Annotated in this window: 16 protein-coding genes; 5 read left to right on the top strand and 11 right to left on the bottom strand. The window is 70.1% G+C overall.

What is annotated here, in order from left to right; genetic code table 11:
* Nucleotides 1–411 (bottom strand): VOC family protein, encoded by a 411-nt coding sequence (locus GVY64_RS23345; protein ID WP_159845141.1) that lies wholly within the window; start codon nt 409–411, stop codon nt 1–3.
* A 95-nt stretch (nt 412–506) separates the two neighbouring features.
* Here GVY64_RS23345 and GVY64_RS23340 point away from each other — a divergent pair, with 95 nt between their 5' ends.
* Nucleotides 507–1,475 (top strand): helix-turn-helix transcriptional regulator, encoded by a 969-nt coding sequence (locus GVY64_RS23340; protein WP_159845137.1) that lies wholly within the window; start codon nt 507–509, stop codon nt 1,473–1,475.
* Nucleotides 1,476–1,905: 430 nt separating this feature from the next.
* Here GVY64_RS23340 and GVY64_RS23335 read toward each other — a convergent pair whose 3' ends face one another.
* Nucleotides 1,906–2,589 carry an SGNH/GDSL hydrolase family protein gene (locus tag GVY64_RS23335; RefSeq protein ID WP_159845134.1) on the bottom strand — a complete coding sequence of 228 codons (684 nt, stop codon included), beginning with the start codon at nt 2,587–2,589 and terminating at the stop codon, nt 1,906–1,908.
* Nucleotides 2,589–4,010, bottom strand: coding sequence for an MFS transporter (locus GVY64_RS23330; RefSeq protein WP_159845131.1), 1,422 nt, complete (start codon nt 4,008–4,010; stop codon nt 2,589–2,591). Before GVY64_RS23330 ends, GVY64_RS23335 begins: the two co-directional genes overlap by 1 nt.
* 103 nt (nt 4,011–4,113) lie before the next feature.
* Here GVY64_RS23330 and GVY64_RS23325 point away from each other — a divergent pair, with 103 nt between their 5' ends.
* Nucleotides 4,114–4,746, top strand: coding sequence for a TetR/AcrR family transcriptional regulator (locus tag GVY64_RS23325; protein ID WP_159845128.1), 633 nt, complete (start codon nt 4,114–4,116; stop codon nt 4,744–4,746).
* Here the strand turns inward: GVY64_RS23325 and GVY64_RS23320 are convergent.
* From GVY64_RS23320 to GVY64_RS39175, 7 genes are all read right to left on the bottom strand, one after another.
* Nucleotides 4,743–5,429: a hypothetical protein gene (locus tag GVY64_RS23320; protein WP_159845125.1), complete on the bottom strand. Its 687-nt coding sequence runs from the start codon at nt 5,427–5,429 to the stop codon at nt 4,743–4,745. The two genes, GVY64_RS23325 and GVY64_RS23320, sit on opposite strands and share 4 nt — an antisense overlap.
* A gap of 74 nt (nt 5,430–5,503) precedes the next feature.
* Entirely contained in the window at nt 5,504–6,343 is an 840-nt protein-coding gene (locus tag GVY64_RS23315; protein ID WP_159845122.1) for a sirohydrochlorin chelatase, read from the bottom strand.
* A gap of 1 nt (nt 6,344) precedes the next feature.
* Nucleotides 6,345–7,640, bottom strand: coding sequence for a sulfate adenylyltransferase subunit 1 (locus GVY64_RS23310; RefSeq protein WP_159845119.1), 1,296 nt, complete (start codon nt 7,638–7,640; stop codon nt 6,345–6,347).
* Nucleotide 7,641: 1 nt separating this feature from the next.
* Entirely contained in the window at nt 7,642–8,574 is a 933-nt protein-coding gene (gene cysD / locus GVY64_RS23305) for a sulfate adenylyltransferase subunit CysD (RefSeq protein WP_159845116.1), read from the bottom strand.
* Nucleotides 8,575–8,647: 73 nt separating this feature from the next.
* A complete protein-coding gene (locus GVY64_RS23300) occupies nt 8,648–9,364 on the bottom strand; it encodes a phosphoadenylyl-sulfate reductase (protein WP_159845111.1) in 717 nt (238 codons plus the stop codon).
* A 20-nt stretch (nt 9,365–9,384) separates the two neighbouring features.
* Nucleotides 9,385–11,199 carry a nitrite/sulfite reductase gene (locus GVY64_RS23295; RefSeq protein WP_236567083.1) on the bottom strand — a complete coding sequence of 605 codons (1,815 nt, stop codon included), beginning with the start codon at nt 11,197–11,199 and terminating at the stop codon, nt 9,385–9,387.
* 125 nt (nt 11,200–11,324) lie between these two features.
* Nucleotides 11,325–11,417 (bottom strand): Ms4527A family Cys-rich leader peptide, encoded by a 93-nt coding sequence (locus GVY64_RS39175; RefSeq protein WP_350909175.1) that lies wholly within the window; start codon nt 11,415–11,417, stop codon nt 11,325–11,327.
* A 212-nt stretch (nt 11,418–11,629) separates the two neighbouring features.
* Between GVY64_RS39175 and GVY64_RS23290 the strand changes: the two genes are divergently transcribed.
* From GVY64_RS23290 to GVY64_RS23280, 3 genes are all read left to right on the top strand, one after another.
* Entirely contained in the window at nt 11,630–12,037 is a 408-nt protein-coding gene (locus GVY64_RS23290) for an SgcJ/EcaC family oxidoreductase (protein ID WP_159845108.1), read from the top strand.
* 192 nt (nt 12,038–12,229) lie between these two features.
* The gene (gene hemW / locus GVY64_RS23285; RefSeq protein WP_201298127.1) at nt 12,230–13,438 is read left to right on the top strand and encodes a radical SAM family heme chaperone HemW; all 1,209 of its coding nucleotides are present in this window, start codon (nt 12,230–12,232) and stop codon (nt 13,436–13,438) included.
* Between the two features lie 220 nt (nt 13,439–13,658).
* On the top strand, nt 13,659–13,874 hold the full coding sequence (locus tag GVY64_RS23280; protein ID WP_159845104.1) for a hypothetical protein: 216 nt from the start codon (nt 13,659–13,661) through the stop codon (nt 13,872–13,874).
* Nucleotides 13,875–13,877: 3 nt separating this feature from the next.
* Here the strand turns inward: GVY64_RS23280 and GVY64_RS23275 are convergent, their stop codons facing one another.
* Nucleotides 13,878–14,843 carry a helix-turn-helix domain-containing protein gene (locus GVY64_RS23275; protein ID WP_159845100.1) on the bottom strand — a complete coding sequence of 322 codons (966 nt, stop codon included), beginning with the start codon at nt 14,841–14,843 and terminating at the stop codon, nt 13,878–13,880.
* Between the last annotated feature and the right edge of the window lie 27 nt (nt 14,844–14,870).

Here is a 14,870-nt window from a genome sequence, read left to right as displayed (position 1 = left end):
TCACGCGGGACCCGTTTTGGCGAGTACGTCCAGGTAGTGCTGGTTGAACATGAGGCCGAGGACGTTGCCGAACGGGTCGACCACGGCGGCGGTGACGAAGCCCTCGCCGTTGCCGCGCGGGGTGATGGGGTCGTACACGGTCGCGCCGAGTTCGAGCAGCCGGTCGAAGGTTGCTTGCAGGTCGTCGACGTGCCAGTTGACGATCGCGCCGCCGGGGGCGTTGCGGGCTCCGGCAGGCGCGTAAGCGCGGTTCACGATGCCGAATTCGTGCTGGTAGTCACCGATGCGGAACTCGTAGTAGCCGCCGGGGACGTGGTAGTAGGGCTCGATGCCGAAGAACCGGCTGTACCAGTCCTTGGCGGCCTCGAGGTCGTCGGCGTAAAAGGTGCTCGTCGCCATTCCGCGCAACATGGGGTTCTCCTTCGAGTCGTTCTTTTCCGTTGTTACCTCCATCCTCCGAGGCAAAGTGCGCAACGAATGAGCACTTTTTTCGGCAGAATCAAGGCATGCGAGCGGACCGATTGGTGGCGATCCTGCTGATGATGCAGAGCCGGGGACGGGTGACGGCCGCGCAGGTCGCCGCGGAACTGGAGACCTCGGTCGCCACCGCGCGCCGCGATCTCGAGGCGCTGTCGGCGGCCGGGGTGCCGGTGTATCCGCAGCCCGGGCGCGGCGGCGGTTGGTCGCTGGTGGGAGGGGCGCGCACGGATCTGAGCGGGCTGACGGCAGGGGAGGCGCGGGCGTTGTTCCTTCTGGCCGGTCCGTCCGCGGGCGCGGTGCCGGAGGCCCGGTCGGCGCTGCGCAAGCTGGTCCGGGCGCTGCCCCAGACGTTCCGAGGGGATGCCGAAGCGGCGGCCGACGCCGTGGTGATCGACCCGGCGCGCTGGGGTGCGACCGACCGTGAGTTGCCGCCCGTGGTGTCCCTGCTGCAACGTGCCGTCGTGCAGCGCAACAAGGTGCGGGTGCGCTACGCGAACCGCACCGGCGAGCGGTCCGAGCGTCTGGTCGACCCGTGGGGCCTGGTGGACAAGGACGCCGTCTGGTACTTGGTCGCCGGGACCGAGCGAGGACAGCGGACGTTTCGCGTCGATCGGATCGCCGAGGCGCTGCTCACCGACGAACCGGCGCACCGCCCGGACGATTTCGACCTCGCCGCCGCCTGGGCGCAGGTGGTCGAGGAGATGGAGCGGCGGCGCGCGAGCACCGCCGCCACCCTGTTGATCTCCGAACGCCTGCTGCCGATTCTGCGTGACCAGCAGGGCAGGAACTGCGTCGTGGACGGCCCGGCCGCCGACGGCCGCGTCCGCGTCCGCGTCACCGCGCCCACCGCCTGGATGCTCGGCCAGCAGCTGGCGGGTTGGGGCGCCTCCATCGAGGTCCTGGGTCCTGCCGAGGTCCGCGCCGAGCTGGCCCGCCTGGGCGCCGAACTGCTCGACCGCTACGGAGCGGATGCTCGGCCCGACGCGCCACCGTGACGGGAGACCGGTGCGGGGCAGGGCGGTCCCGGGGGCAGTGGTGACGGGCGTCGGCCGTCGCGAACTGCCGATCCTGCGGACGCACGGTCACGAGGTCCGTCTTGCGGAGCGTCGATGCTTCGAGCCAGGTGCGCTCTTCGGTCGGTCTCAGTTGGGCCGTGCGATCGACCGATGCGGTCGCGAAAGGTCTTCCAAGGCCGCAGCACTGCTTCCATTCGCTTGCGGGGCGTCGATGTTTTGATCCAGGCGTGCCCCTCGGCCGGTTCTCATGAGGTTGCGCGACGAATCGACGGGGCCGCGCGAATCCTCGGGCGCTCCTCATGTGCCGCTGTCACGCTGACCGCCGGAGCGTGGCAGCTCGGTAGACGCCCACCTCGAAACGTGGTGGAGGCACCCGCTGCCGCAGCTGCCTCCACCACCTGCACCGCCGTCAGCGCGGTGCGAGGACGTGACCGGCCAGCATGCGCACCATGTCCGAGGCCAGCACGGCGTGGCCGCTCATGCTGAAGTGGATGAGGTCGGCGCTCATCAGGTCCGGCCGCAGGCGCAGCGGGTGGTCCCACAGTTCGAGCAGGAGTGCGTCGTAGTGGGCGGCCAGTTCGCGGACCATATCGTTGAGCGCGGCCATGCGCTCGCGCATCGGGCGCATGGCCGCCATGCGCTCGACTTCCCAGACATCGGCCAGGGTGAACGTGACGACCTGTGCGCCGGTGCGGGTGAGCGTCGCGAACAAGGTGTCCAGGTTCGTCCGCAGCTCGGTGAGATCGCCGCCGGGCAAGAACAGGTCGTTGCCGCCGCAACTGAGATGGACCAAGTCGGGCTGGAATTCGAGTACGGCGGGCAGCTGCTCGGCGAGGACCTGGGCGGAGGTGGCGCCGATCCGGCCGGTGTTCAGGTAGGCCAGACCCGGGTGGGCCGCCGTGAGCACGGTCGCGACGCGATCGGCCCAGCCCACCGGTTCGTATCCCGGGCTCGGGTCGCCGACGCCCTGCGCGATGGAGTCGCCGAGCACCGCGTAGCGCCGCCATGGCGCGTCGGCGAGCAGGCGTCGCTGTTCTGCGGCCGGCAGCAGCAGAGGGTCGTTCGCTTCGGTACGAATCTCATTGTCGCTCATTATTTTTCCTGGTTGTCGGTGACGAAGGAGGGAGTGCGGGCCGGTAGCGCCGCCAAGCATGCGGCCGCGGCGGCGATGCCCGCGCACACCGCGAAGACGGTGTGGAACGCCCCGATCGGATCGTCGGGTCGCGCCGCGAACACGGCGGCCAGCACGGCGACGCCGAGTGCGCCGCCCACCTGCCGCGCGGTCAGGTTCATGCCGGTTCCGGCGGCGAATTGCTGTGGCGGAAGGGAACCGGCGGCCGCGGTGCCCAGCACCGTGACGACGAAACCGATGCCGCCGCCGCCGAGCACGCCGGCCGGAATCCACGCCGACCACAGATTCGGGGTGGGTCCGAAGGCGTCCGTGCTCATCCACACGGTGCACGCGACGAACATCGCCGCACCGAGCACACCCAGCCATCGCCTGGCCGTGGCCGAGGCGACCCGGCCGGCGACGGTCGCCGTCACCATCGACGCGACCGCTCCGATGGTCATCGCGCCCGCCGAGCCGAGCACCGAGTAGCCCCAGATCGCGTCGAGGAACAGCGGTCCCGACAGCAGCCAGGCGAACATGGCCGCGCCGAAGACGAACGACGTCGCGTTGGCCAGCGCGTAGGACCTGCTGCGCCAGAGGTCCACGGCGATCGCGGGCTCGCGATGGCGCGCGGAGCGGACGAGCGCGGTGACCACCAGCGCTCCGCCGCCGATCAGCGCGGCCAGCGTCCCCGCCGAGGTCCAGCCCCAACGCTGCCCCTCGGTGACGCCCGCGACCAGTCCGCCGAGACCCAGCGCCACCGCGAGGGTGCCCAGCGGGTCCGGCAGCGCGCCGCCGGAAGGACGGGCGTCCACGGCCGGAATGCGCACGGCCGCCGCGATGAGCAGGAGTGCCACCGGCACGTTGATCACGAAGACCGCCCGCCAGTCGAAACCTTCGACCAGCGCGCCGCCGAGCGCGGGACCGACCACCGCGGCGAACCCGCCCGCGGCCGACCAAGCTCCGATGGCCGCGCCGATCTTCTCCCGCGGGGTGGCGGCGAGCACCAGGCCGAGGGCCGAGGGCACCATCAGCGCCGCTGTCGCGCCTTGCAGCACGCGGCCCGCGATGAGCCAGCCCGCTGTCGGAGCGAGTCCACACAACAAGGAGGTGAGGGCGAAACCGGCCAGCGCGCCGAGGAACAGCTTGCGGCGTCCGATCGCGTCGGCGAAACGTCCGGCGGGTGTGAGCAGCGCGGCGAAAGCGACCGCGTATCCGCTGACGATCCAGGTCAGCGTGGTGGTGGCCGTGCCGGGGTAGGCCCGGGCGATCGAGGGGAAGGCGATATTGACCACGGAGAGGTCGAGGAAAGCGATGAAGGCCGCGCCGCAAGCGATCAGCAAGGTGCGGGTAGCCGCGGTCGCGGTCGGCGGGCTGTCCAGCCGCACGGACGCGTCGGTCATAAGGAAGTCCTTCGGAAGTGGGAAACAAAACGCACGATCGTTCGTTCACATAAAATACGACCATACGTTCGTATGTGCAACACCGAAGTGGAAGAATGACGTCATGACCGAGTCCGTCACCGCGGGCGCCCAGCAGCGCGAAACCGATCAGCGGTTGGCCAAAGGAGCCCGTGCGCGGGCGTCGATCGCCCGCCGCGCCGCCGATGTTGCCTCCGTCGAGGGCCTCACCGGCCTGAGCATCGGACGCTTGGCCACCGATCTGGGGCTGAGCAAAAGCGGTATCGCCACCCTTTTCGGGAGCAAGGAGAGTTTGCAGCTCGCTGCCGTGAAGACCGCGCGGCAGGTCTTCGTCGACGAGGTCATCACACCGAGCCTGAGCGAGCCCGCCGGACTACCCCGCCTGCGCGCCCTGGTCGAGCGCTGGTTCGGTCAGGTGGCCGAGCCGGCGTTTCCCGGCGGGTGCTTCCGCGTCGCGACCCTCGCGGAATTCGACAGCAGACCGGGACCGGTACGCGACGCCATCGCCGAAGACCGCCGGGATTGGCTCGCGTTTCTGGTGAAGGAGATCCGCCGCGCCCAGCAGCAGGGGCATCTCGACGGCCGTGCGGCCGATGCCGTCGCGTTCGAACTCGACGCGGTGATCGCCGCGGCGCACACCGCGCGGCAGATGGGCGACGAGTGGGGCGTGCGCACCGCGCACGCCGTCGTGGCGGATCTGCTCGGACCCGGCGACTAGTCGGCCGGTGCGCCGTTGACCAGGTAGTCCAGGTAGGAGCCCGGAATCGGGCACAGTTCCACGCCGTCGGCGTCCACGATGTGCGGCCGGATGGCACCGGTGGGGGTGATCTCGGGGCTCTCGATCAGCACCGTCGTCGCGGCCGGGAGCGCGAGGAACTGCACCGCGAACGGCATGGCGGTGGCCAGCTCGAGCAGGGTGGTGTAGTACGACGCGCGGTGCGCGTGGTCTTCGAAGCACTCGACCGACCAGCCGGAGAACTCCGGGTCGTCGGTCGCGGTGCGGGCCAGGACCAGCACCGGCGATTCGAGTCCGCACGACGAGACGATCGCCTGCTGATCCTCGCCGGGAAAGTCCAACCGATCGGTCAGACCGACTCCGGCCGCCACTTCGCGCTGATACCAGACGTCGCGCAGTGTGCGATCGACCTGTTCGGCCCAGGTCTGCGTATCGGTGCGTTCGGCCAGGCCGAGGGTGCCGTCGTCACGGCCGCGCACCCGAACCAGATTCCAGCCGATCCGGATCGTCTCGCCGGGGTGGTACCGCGTGCCCGCCGCGACCGTGGACTCCAGATACGACAGCAGCCAGTTCTCCATGCCGGGCAACTGCGGCTCGGTGAACACGACGGTGAACTCCGGATGTTTGTGGCTGACGCAGGAGGTGGTGCGGAAGGACTCGGCCATGCCATGTTCCTAGCACGAAGAGTGGGTTCGCGGACGACTCCGAGGTTCCCGGCCGGCGGGTAGGGCCGGAGCGGTCAGGCCGAGAGCGCGCGCGTCTGCGCGATTGCCGCGTGATAGCGATCCAGGACGACTCGGGGGAGAGCCGGATGCGCGCCGAGCACGTCGGCATGGACCGCTCCTCGCGCCGCGTGGGCGAGGCGATCGGTCAGCAATCCGGGTGCGAGGAACCAGGGGGCGACCAGCACCTGGTCCGCGCCACGGGCGCGCAGTCGTGCTATCGCTTCGGTCACCGACGGTTGGGTGGTCGCGAAGCAGATCTCGGTGCGCCAACCGGTGCGGGCGGCCAGACGCGCGGCCACCTCGGCGGTGCGCGCGTTGGCCGCCGCCGACGACGAGCCGACCGCCGCGACGGCGACGCCCAAGCGTCGATCCGCCGACGCATACCCGCCGACGGCGGCGAGCACCCGGTCGCGCAGCGCACCGATCAGTCCGGCGTCCACGCCCAGCACGTCGGCTTGGGTCAAGCGCAACCCCCGATGGCGGGCGCCGGCCGCGGCGAGCAGTCCGGGCAGGTCCACCTTGGCGTGGAAGGCACTGCCGAGTAGCAGCGGCGTCACCACCGCATGGGTGTGCCCGTCGGCGGCCACGGCGTCCACCACCTGTTCCACCGACGGGGCGGTGAGATCGAGGAACGCCGTCCGGACGTCGAGGTCCGGACGCGCGTCCGCCACGGCGCCGACCACCTGCGCCACGGTCGCCGCCGAGCGCGGGTCACGACTGCCGTGCGCCACCGCGATCAGCGCGGGCGGCCGCGCCGCGCTCCGGTCGAGCACGGCCGGATCCGCGGGCCGGGACGCCGGGGCGCCCGCGCGCGAGACCGGTGCGGTGCCGAAAAGAGTTCGCCGCACAGCCATGTCAGGCTCCGGTGCCGACCTCGACGGCGGTCAGCACGTCACCGACCAGACCGGCCGCCAGCGTATTGCCACCGGCCGGGTCGATCAGCAGGAAGCTGCCGGTGTGCCGGTTCACCCGGTAGTCGTCGGCCGCGATCGGCTCGGCGACCCGCACCGAGATGCGGCCGATCTCGTTGAGCTCCAACGACTCCGGGCTCGGGTCGGCTGCCAGGCGCTGCTCGTCGAAGCGCTCCAGCAGTGCGCCGACGATCGCCTGGGTGGTGCGCGTGCCGTGCTTGAGCAGCAGTCGCGCGCCGGGGCGCAGCGGCTTGTCGCCCAGCCAGCAGACGGTGGCGTCGAAGGCGTCGACCGGCTCGGGCGCGTCGGCGGTCGAAGCGATGATGTCGCCTCGGGAGATGTCCACGTCGTCGGCGAGGATCAGCGTGACACTGCGTCCGGCCTGGGCCACCGCGAGTTCACCGTCGGGGGTGTCGATCCGCTCCACGGTCGTGCGGATACCCGAGGGCAGCACCACGACCTCGTCGCCCGGGGCGACCGCGCCCGCCGCGATCTGCCCGGCGTAGCCGCGATAGTCCGGGTACTCGGCGGTGCGCGGCCGGATCACGTATTGCACCGGGAACCGCAGCCCCAGCGCGTGATTGCCGGTGCTGTCGGCATCGACCGGCACCGATTCCAGGTGCTCGATCAGCGAGGGACCGTCGTAGTACGGGGTGTTGTCCGACCGGGTGGCGATGTTGTCGCCGTGCAGCGCCGAGACCGGGATCTCCAGCACGTCCTCGCTCGACCAGCCAAGCGTGCTGGTGAGCTCGTTGAACTCCGCGGAGATGGCGGCGAAGACGGCGGCGGCGTCGTCCACCAGATCGATCTTGTTCACGGCGAGCACCAGCTTCGGCACGCCGAGCAGCGCGAGCACTGCCGCGTGCCTGCGGGTCTGCTCGATCACGCCCTTGCGCGCGTCGACGAGCAGAATCACCAGTTGCGCGGTGGACGCGCCGGACACGGTGTTGCGGGTGTACTGCACGTGCCCGGGGGTGTCCGCGAGCACGAAAGAGCGGCGCGGAGTGGCGAAGTAGCGGTAGGCGACATCGATGGTGATGCCCTGTTCACGTTCCGCGCGCAGCCCGTCCACGAGCAGCGAGAGATCCGGTGTGGCGAGACCCTTGTCCACCGACGCGCGGGTGACGGCGTCGATCTGGTCGGCCAGAACGGATTTCGTGTCGTAGAGCAGGCGTCCGACCAGAGTGGACTTGCCGTCGTCGACAGAACCGGCGGTGGCCAGCCTCAATAGGTCGGACATGTCAGAAATAGCCCTCTCGTTTGCGGTCTTCCATCGCGGCTTCGGAGACGCGGTCGTCACCGCGGGTCGCACCGCGTTCGGTCAGTCGGGACGCGGCCACCTCGGCGAGGATCGCCTCGTTGTCGGCCGCGTCGGAAAGGATGGCGCCGGTGGAGGAACCGTCACCCACGGTGCGGTAGCGCACCGATCGGGTCTCCAGCACCTCGCCGTCGCGCGGGCCGCCCCACACGCCGGGCGTCATCCACATGCCGTCGCGCAGGTACACCGGACGTTCGTGCGCGTAGTAGATGCTCGCCAGGTCGATGTCCTCGCGGGCGATGTAGCGCCAGATGTCCAGCTCGGTCCAGTTGCTCAGCGGGAACACGCGCACGTGCTCGCCCGGCGCGTGACGCCCGTTGTAGAGATTCCACAACTCGGGACGCTGCCGCTTCGGGTCCCACTGGCCGAAGGCGTTGCGCAGCGAGAAGATCCGCTCCTTGGCGCGCGAGCGCTCCTCGTCGCGGCGGCCGCCGCCGAACACGGCGTCGAACCGGTGCTCGCTGATCGCGTCCAGCAGCGGGACGGTCTGCAAGGGGTTGCGGATGCCGTCGGGGCGCTCGGTGAGCCTGCCGTCGGCCAGGTAGTCCTCCACCTTCGCCACGTGCAGGCGCAGGCCGTAGCGCTCGACCACCTTGTCCCGGAACTCCAGCACCTCGGGCAGGTTGTGCCCGGTGTCCACGTGCAGCAGGGCGAACGGGAGCGGCGCGGGCCAGAACGCCTTGAGCGCCAGATGCAGCAGCACCGTGGAGTCCTTGCCGCCGGAGAACAGGATCACCGGCCGCTCGAACTCGCCCGCCACCTCGCGGAAGATGTGGATCGCCTCGGACTCCAGCGCGGCGAGGGTGTCGAAATCGGTGATGCCGAGCGATCGTTCGCTTCGAATGGTTTCGGTCATGCTGTGTCCTTCTTCGCATGCCCGAGGGGCCCTACGTGGTTACGCAGGCTGCCTCCTCCGGGCCCTGACTCGGTCATGCTGTGTGCAACCCGCATTCGGTCTTGGCGAGGCCTGCCCAACGGCCGCTTCGCGGATCGGCTCCCGGCTCCGGCTTCCGCGTGCACGGAGCGCAGCCGATGGACGGATACCCCTCCTCCACCAGGGGATTGACGAGGATGCCGTGCTTTTCGATGTAGTCCTGCATCTCGTCGTCGGACCACGTCGCGATCGGGTTGATCTTCACCAGTCCGAACGCCTCGTCGAACGAGATCAGCGGCGCGTTCGCCCGGGTCGGCGCCTCCACCCGGCGAATGCCGGTGACCCAGGCGTTGTACCCCGCGAGCGACTTCTGCAGCGGGACCACCTTGCGCAACCGACAGCACTCGTTCGGCTCGCGGGCGAACAGATCCTTGCCCAGCAGCCGATCCTGCTCGGCGACCGTGTGCTCCGGCTGGACGTCGATCACGTTCACCCCGTACACGGCCTCCACCGCGTCCCGGGTGCCGATGGTCTCGGCGAAGTGGTAGCCGGTGTCCAGGAACAGCACGTCCACGCCGGCGCGAACGCCTGCGGCCAGGTGCACGAGCACCCCGTCCTGCATGTTGGAAGCCACGATGTAGTTCCTGCCGAAGGTATCCTCGGTCCACTGCAGGAGTTCGGTCGCCGAGGCGCCGTCGAGTTCGGCGGCACCGCGCGCGGCGATGGCGCGGAGCTCGTCCTCGGACAGCTTTTCCGCGAGTTCGGTTGTCACAGTTGATCTCCCGTCGACACTTATCTCAGGTCGGCCTCGTCGGCGCGGACCGCCCACTGGGCGAACCGTTCGCCGTCGGTCCGCTGCTTGACGAAATTGCGCACCACCCGGTCGATGTAGTCGCCCAATTCCTGCGTGGTCACCTTGTGCTGGCGCAGCTTGCGCCCGAAGGCGCTGTCGAAGCCGAGGCTGCCACCGAGGTGAACCTGGAAGCCCTCCACGTGATTCCCGCTGCCGTCGTCGACCAACTGGCCCTTGAACCCGATGTCGGCGATCTGCGAGCGGGCGCAGGAGTTCGGGCAACCGTTGATGTTGATCGTGATCGGGACGTCCAGCTGCGCGTTCAGATCCGCCAGCCGTTCCTCCAGCTCCGGCACCAGCGCCTGGGACCGCTTGCGGGTCTCGGCGAAGGAGAGCTTGCAGAACTCGATACCGGTGCAGGCCATCAGATTGCGCCGCCACAGCGAGGGGCGCGCCTGCAGGCCGAGCGGTTCCAGCTCATCGATCAGCGTGTCGACCTTGTCGTCGGGCACGTCGAGCACGATCAGTTTCTGATAGGGGGTGAACCGGACGCGGTCGGAGCCGATCCGTTCCACCGCGTCGGCGACCTCGGTCAGGACGGTGCCCGACACCCGGCCCGCGATGGGGGAGAAGCCGACGGCGTTGAGCCCGTTGCGCAGCCGCTGCACGCCGACGTGGTCGATCGGCTTGGTCGGCTGCTCGGGTGCGGGGCCGTCGATCAGCTTGCGCTTCAGGTACTCGTCCTCCAGCACCTGGCGGAACTTCTCGATGCCCCAGTCCTTGATCAGGAACTTCAGGCGCGCCTTGGTGCGCAGGCGGCGGTAACCGTAGTCGCGGAAGATCGAGACGACGGCCTCCCACACGTCCGGCACCTCCTCCAGCGGCACCCACACGCCCACCCGCTGGGCGAGCATCGGGTTGGTGGACAGGCCGCCGCCGACCCACAGGTCCAGACCGGGGCCGTGTTCGGGGTGCACGACGCCGACGAACGCCACGTCGTTGATCTCGTGCACCACGTCCTGCTGGCCGGAGATCGCGGTCTTGAACTTGCGCGGCAGGTTGGAATACTCCTTCTTGCCGATGTAGCGGCGCACGATCTCCTCGATCGCGGGCGTCGGGTCGATGACCTCGTCCAGCGACTCGCCCGCCAGCGGGGACCCGAGCACCACACGCGGGCAGTCGCCGCACGCCTCGGTGGTCTTCAGTCCGACCGCCTCGATCCGCTTCCAGATCTCGGGGACGTTCTCCACCTCGATCCAGTGGTACTGCACGTTCTCCCGGTCGGACAGATCCGCGGTGTCGCGGGCGAACTCGGTGGAGATCTGACCGAGGGTGCGCAGTTGCGCGAGGTTCAGCGCGCCGCCGTCGCAGCGCACGCGCATCATGAAGTACTTGGCCTCGAGCAGGTCGATGTTCTCGTCACCGGTCCAGGTGCCGTCGTAGCCCTGCTCGCGCTGGGTGTACAGACCCCACCAGCGGAACCGGCCGCGCAGGTCGCCTTTGTCGATCCCGTCGAAGCCGGTCTTGGCGTAGATGTTCTCGATGCGGGCGCGGACGTTGAGCGGGTTGTCGTCCTTTTTGGACTGCTCGTTCGGGTTCAGCGGCTCGCGGTAGCCCAGCGCCCACTGGCCTTCGGCCTTGCGGCGCACAGGCTTGCCGGTGCGGGCGCGCGGACCGGTGGAGGTCGCCTCGGGACGTGGGCGGTCCGGGCGGACGCGGCGTTCGGAGGCCGGGCGGTCGGGACGCGCGCGGTGCCCGGGCTGGGATTCGGGCGTGGGCTGATCGTTCGGACCGGCGTCGGTACTCGACGTCATGGGGTCGCTCCTGCGGGGTGGGTGGTACATCCTGCTGAGGGCGTGAGGGGCTGACTCACGCCTGCGGTGTCAGCGGGCCGATGAAGTCGGGGATCGCCGGGGACCCGGGGATCGGGCGCGCTGAGCTACCGGGGGGAACCGGGCAGACAGCAGGCGCTACAGACGCGCTTGTAATCGACGTGGCGACGTGCCACAAGTCGGATCTCCAAAGCGCGCATGCGGCCCATTGTGCCACGTCAGCGATGGCCTTCCGACCCCGCTTCCAGTATTTCCCGCACTTTGACGGGAAATGCCCTGGACGCTCGCCCCGGTTTGTGACGGCAGTCATAGTCCGGACCGAAGCCGGGCGCGTGATATCACCGCCGCATCCGGTGTGACACCGCGCACGCCGCTTGACCTCGAGTGAGGTGGAGGTAGCACGCTCGGCGGCATGAGTACCACACCAGTCGATCCCGCCGCCGAACTCGAGGCCATCCGGGCGGTGGTCGCGAGTGTCCAGCACGCCCAGCGCAACGAACTCGTCGACGAATTCGCCGCGCTCTTCCGGGAGGACGCGATCTGGACCACCGGCCACGGCAAACGTCTCTTCGGCCGCGCCGCCATCGCCGAGTTCACCGCCCAGGTACTGCCGGGGGCCACCGCGCACGGCACCGCCACCTACGAGGTCGAGCACGTACTGTTCATCCGCCCGGACGTGGCCGCGGTCAAGGTACGGCAGCGTTATTTCACCCCGGAGGGCGTGTTGGACAGCGAAGGCAGCCCGCTGTACGTGATGTCCAAGGAGGACGGGCATTGGGTGCTCACCGCGAACCAGAACACCCCGGTCGTGGGTGACTGAGCCCGGGCGGCCGGCGGGGTAGGGCGCCCGTCGCGGTGGCGCCGGACACTCGACCGTGCGGCCGTCGCGTCTCCGCTCGCCGGGTGCGGCGGCCGCGACCGCGAATCGGTCCGAGAGGAGAACCGGGAGCCGTTCGCCCCTGGCGGAGTCCCCGGGTGTCGGCGCGGTCGCGGTGGCGTTCACACTGGACAGGTGAGTTCTTCCGCCCTGTCCGCGAGCACCGGCACCGCCGCGCCGGTGCTGCACGACTTCGGCGACGGCCCCTTCGGCATCTACGTCCACGTGCCGTTCTGCGCCACGCGGTGCGGCTACTGCGACTTCAACACCTACACCGCGGGGGAACTCGGCACGTCGGCGTCACCGCAGTCGTGGCTGACGGCGTTGCGGGGCGAGCTCGCCACCGCGGCGCGGGAGTTCGCGGCGTTGCCCACCCCGACGCCGGAAGTGTCCACCGTCTTCGTCGGCGGCGGCACGCCCTCCCTCCTGGGTGGTGACGGCCTCGCTGCGGTGCTGGACGCCGTGCGCGCCGAGTTCACCCTCGCCACCGGGGCCGAGGTCACCACGGAGTCCAATCCGGAATCCACCTCCCCGGAGTTCTTCGAGCGCATCCGGGCGGCGGGATACACCAGAGTGTCGCTGGGCATGCAATCCGCCGCCGCGCACGTCCTGAAGGTGCTCGACCGCACGCACACCCCGGGCCGCGCGGTGGCCGCAGCGCGGGAAGCACGCGCCGCGGGATTCGAGCACGTCAATCTGGATCTGATCTACGGCACGCCCGGCGAGCGCGACGCCGACCTCGACGCCAGCCTGGACGCGGTGCTCGCGGCCGGCGTCGATCACGTCTCGGCGTACTCGCTGATCGTGGAGGACGGCACCGCGCTCGCCCGCCGGGTGCGCCGCGGTGAACTGCCCGCGCCGGACGACGACGTGCTCGCCGCCCGCTACGAACGGATCGACGCGCGCCTCCGATCGGCGGGTCTGGGCTGGTACGAGGTGTCGAACTGGGCCGCGGGCGAGGCGGCGGCCTGCAGGCACAACCTCGGCTACTGGGACGGCGGCGACTGGCTCGGCGCCGGGCCCGGCGCGCACAGTCATGTCGGCGGCGTGCGGTGGTGGAACGTGAAGCATCCCGCGCGGTACGCCGATCGGGTCGGCGCGGGCGGGCTGCCCGCCGCGGGCTGGGAGGCGCTCAGCGCGGAGGAGCGGTACACGGAGCGGGTGATGCTAGCCGTCCGGCTGCGCACCGGCCTGCCGCTGGCCGATCTGGCTTCCTCGGCCCGCGCCGCCGTCGACCGGGTGGTCGGCGACGGTCTCGCGCTGCGCACCGCGGACGACCGGCTCGTGCTCACCGATCGGGGGCGTCTCCTCGCCGACGGCGTTGTCCGTGAACTGCTCGACTGATCAGCGTGTTCGCCGCCCCCAGCTGCCGAGGCGACGCGGTCGGTCCGCGGATCGAGTACCCGGCGCCGGCTCCGGTCGTCCGGCGCATGGCCTGGTGTGCGAGGCCGGTGACGCGCTCGGCGTCGCGTCACGAATCGGTGACCGGTCAGGACCACCTGTCTCGTTCCGGTAACGCGACCTCGCCCGTCCGCGTAGTCTGCGACCAACCCCAAGGAGACTCATGGCGTCGGCACGACACATCACCCTTATCCATGAACCGGGCGAATTCGCGGAGGCGCGAGCAGCGGAGAAAGCGGAGAACGCGCGCCAGTGCGCCGTCGCCGCCCGCACCGTCGCCAGCTACGCGGAGAACGCCGCAGACTGTGAGTCGCTGCTGGCGATGCTCGGTCTCGACGCCCTCGCGGGCAAACAGGCGAGAGCCGGCGGTCGCGGCTGACCGCTACGGCTCGTTCGCGGCCAGGACGGTCCTGCGCCATTCCCGCGGCGAGAGCCCGTAGGCGGCGCGGAAACGCCGGGCGAAATGCGACGGATCGCGAAAACCCCAGCGGCGCGCGATCATCGCGATCGTCCGGTGCTTCTGGTCCGGCCGGGCCAGATCGCCCCGGACCCGCTCCAGCCGCTGGCCGATGATCCACTGTTCGAGGCTGTATTCCGCGTTCGCGCAGATCTTGTAGAGCTGCCGGACGGACATGTTGTGCGCTTTGGCGATCTGCTCCGGCCCCAACTCGGGATCGGCCAGGTTGCGCCGGACATAGGCGCGCAGCCGGGACAGCAACAGGTCGGAGGGCGCTACGGAGCCGCTGCCGTCGTCGCTGCCCGCCGACAACAGCAGTCCCCTGATCAACTCGATACTGGCGCAGCCGGACAACGCGGCGGCCGGGTCGGCGCTGAGCGCGTCGGCCTCGGCGGTCAGCTGGAGGATGTGGTTGGCCACCAGCCGGTAGTGCGGGCTGTGCTGCACTCTGGCGGCGGCCTGGCTGATCAGCTCGGCGGGCAGGCCGAGCTGATCGAGCGGCACGTGCATGCAGGTCGACGCACCCTCGCCGCGCCTGCTGAAGTCGTAGGGCGCGTTCAGATCCATGACGTGCAGTTCGCCCGGTCGCACCACCCGCTGGACGCCGCCTTGCTCGTAGCGTCCGTCGCCGGCCTGCTGCACCGCGATCGCCAGCACCGGCGCGGGCGAGATGCGCACTTGTTTCGGCGTCCGGATCAGCTGGATGCCCGAGGTGCGGGCGCGGACGACGCTCGCCTCGCCGAACCGCCACACGTCGAACACGGCGTGAATACGCTCGTCCGGCCCGTCCAGCACTACGTGGGACGGGACCGATGCCTGCTGTACCGCCGCGGCCACCGCGGCCGCCCGCTCGTGCGGCGCGACAGTGTCCGAATCGAACACGACCGTCATCACAGCCTCCGTCGCAAATGAGACAGA

Source organism: Nocardia sp. CY41 (assembly GCF_009829325.1).
GTDB lineage: Bacteria > Actinomycetota > Actinomycetes > Mycobacteriales > Mycobacteriaceae > Nocardia.
Note: the sequence above shows the minus strand (reverse complement) of the source record. Positions and strands in the feature narration are given on the sequence as shown.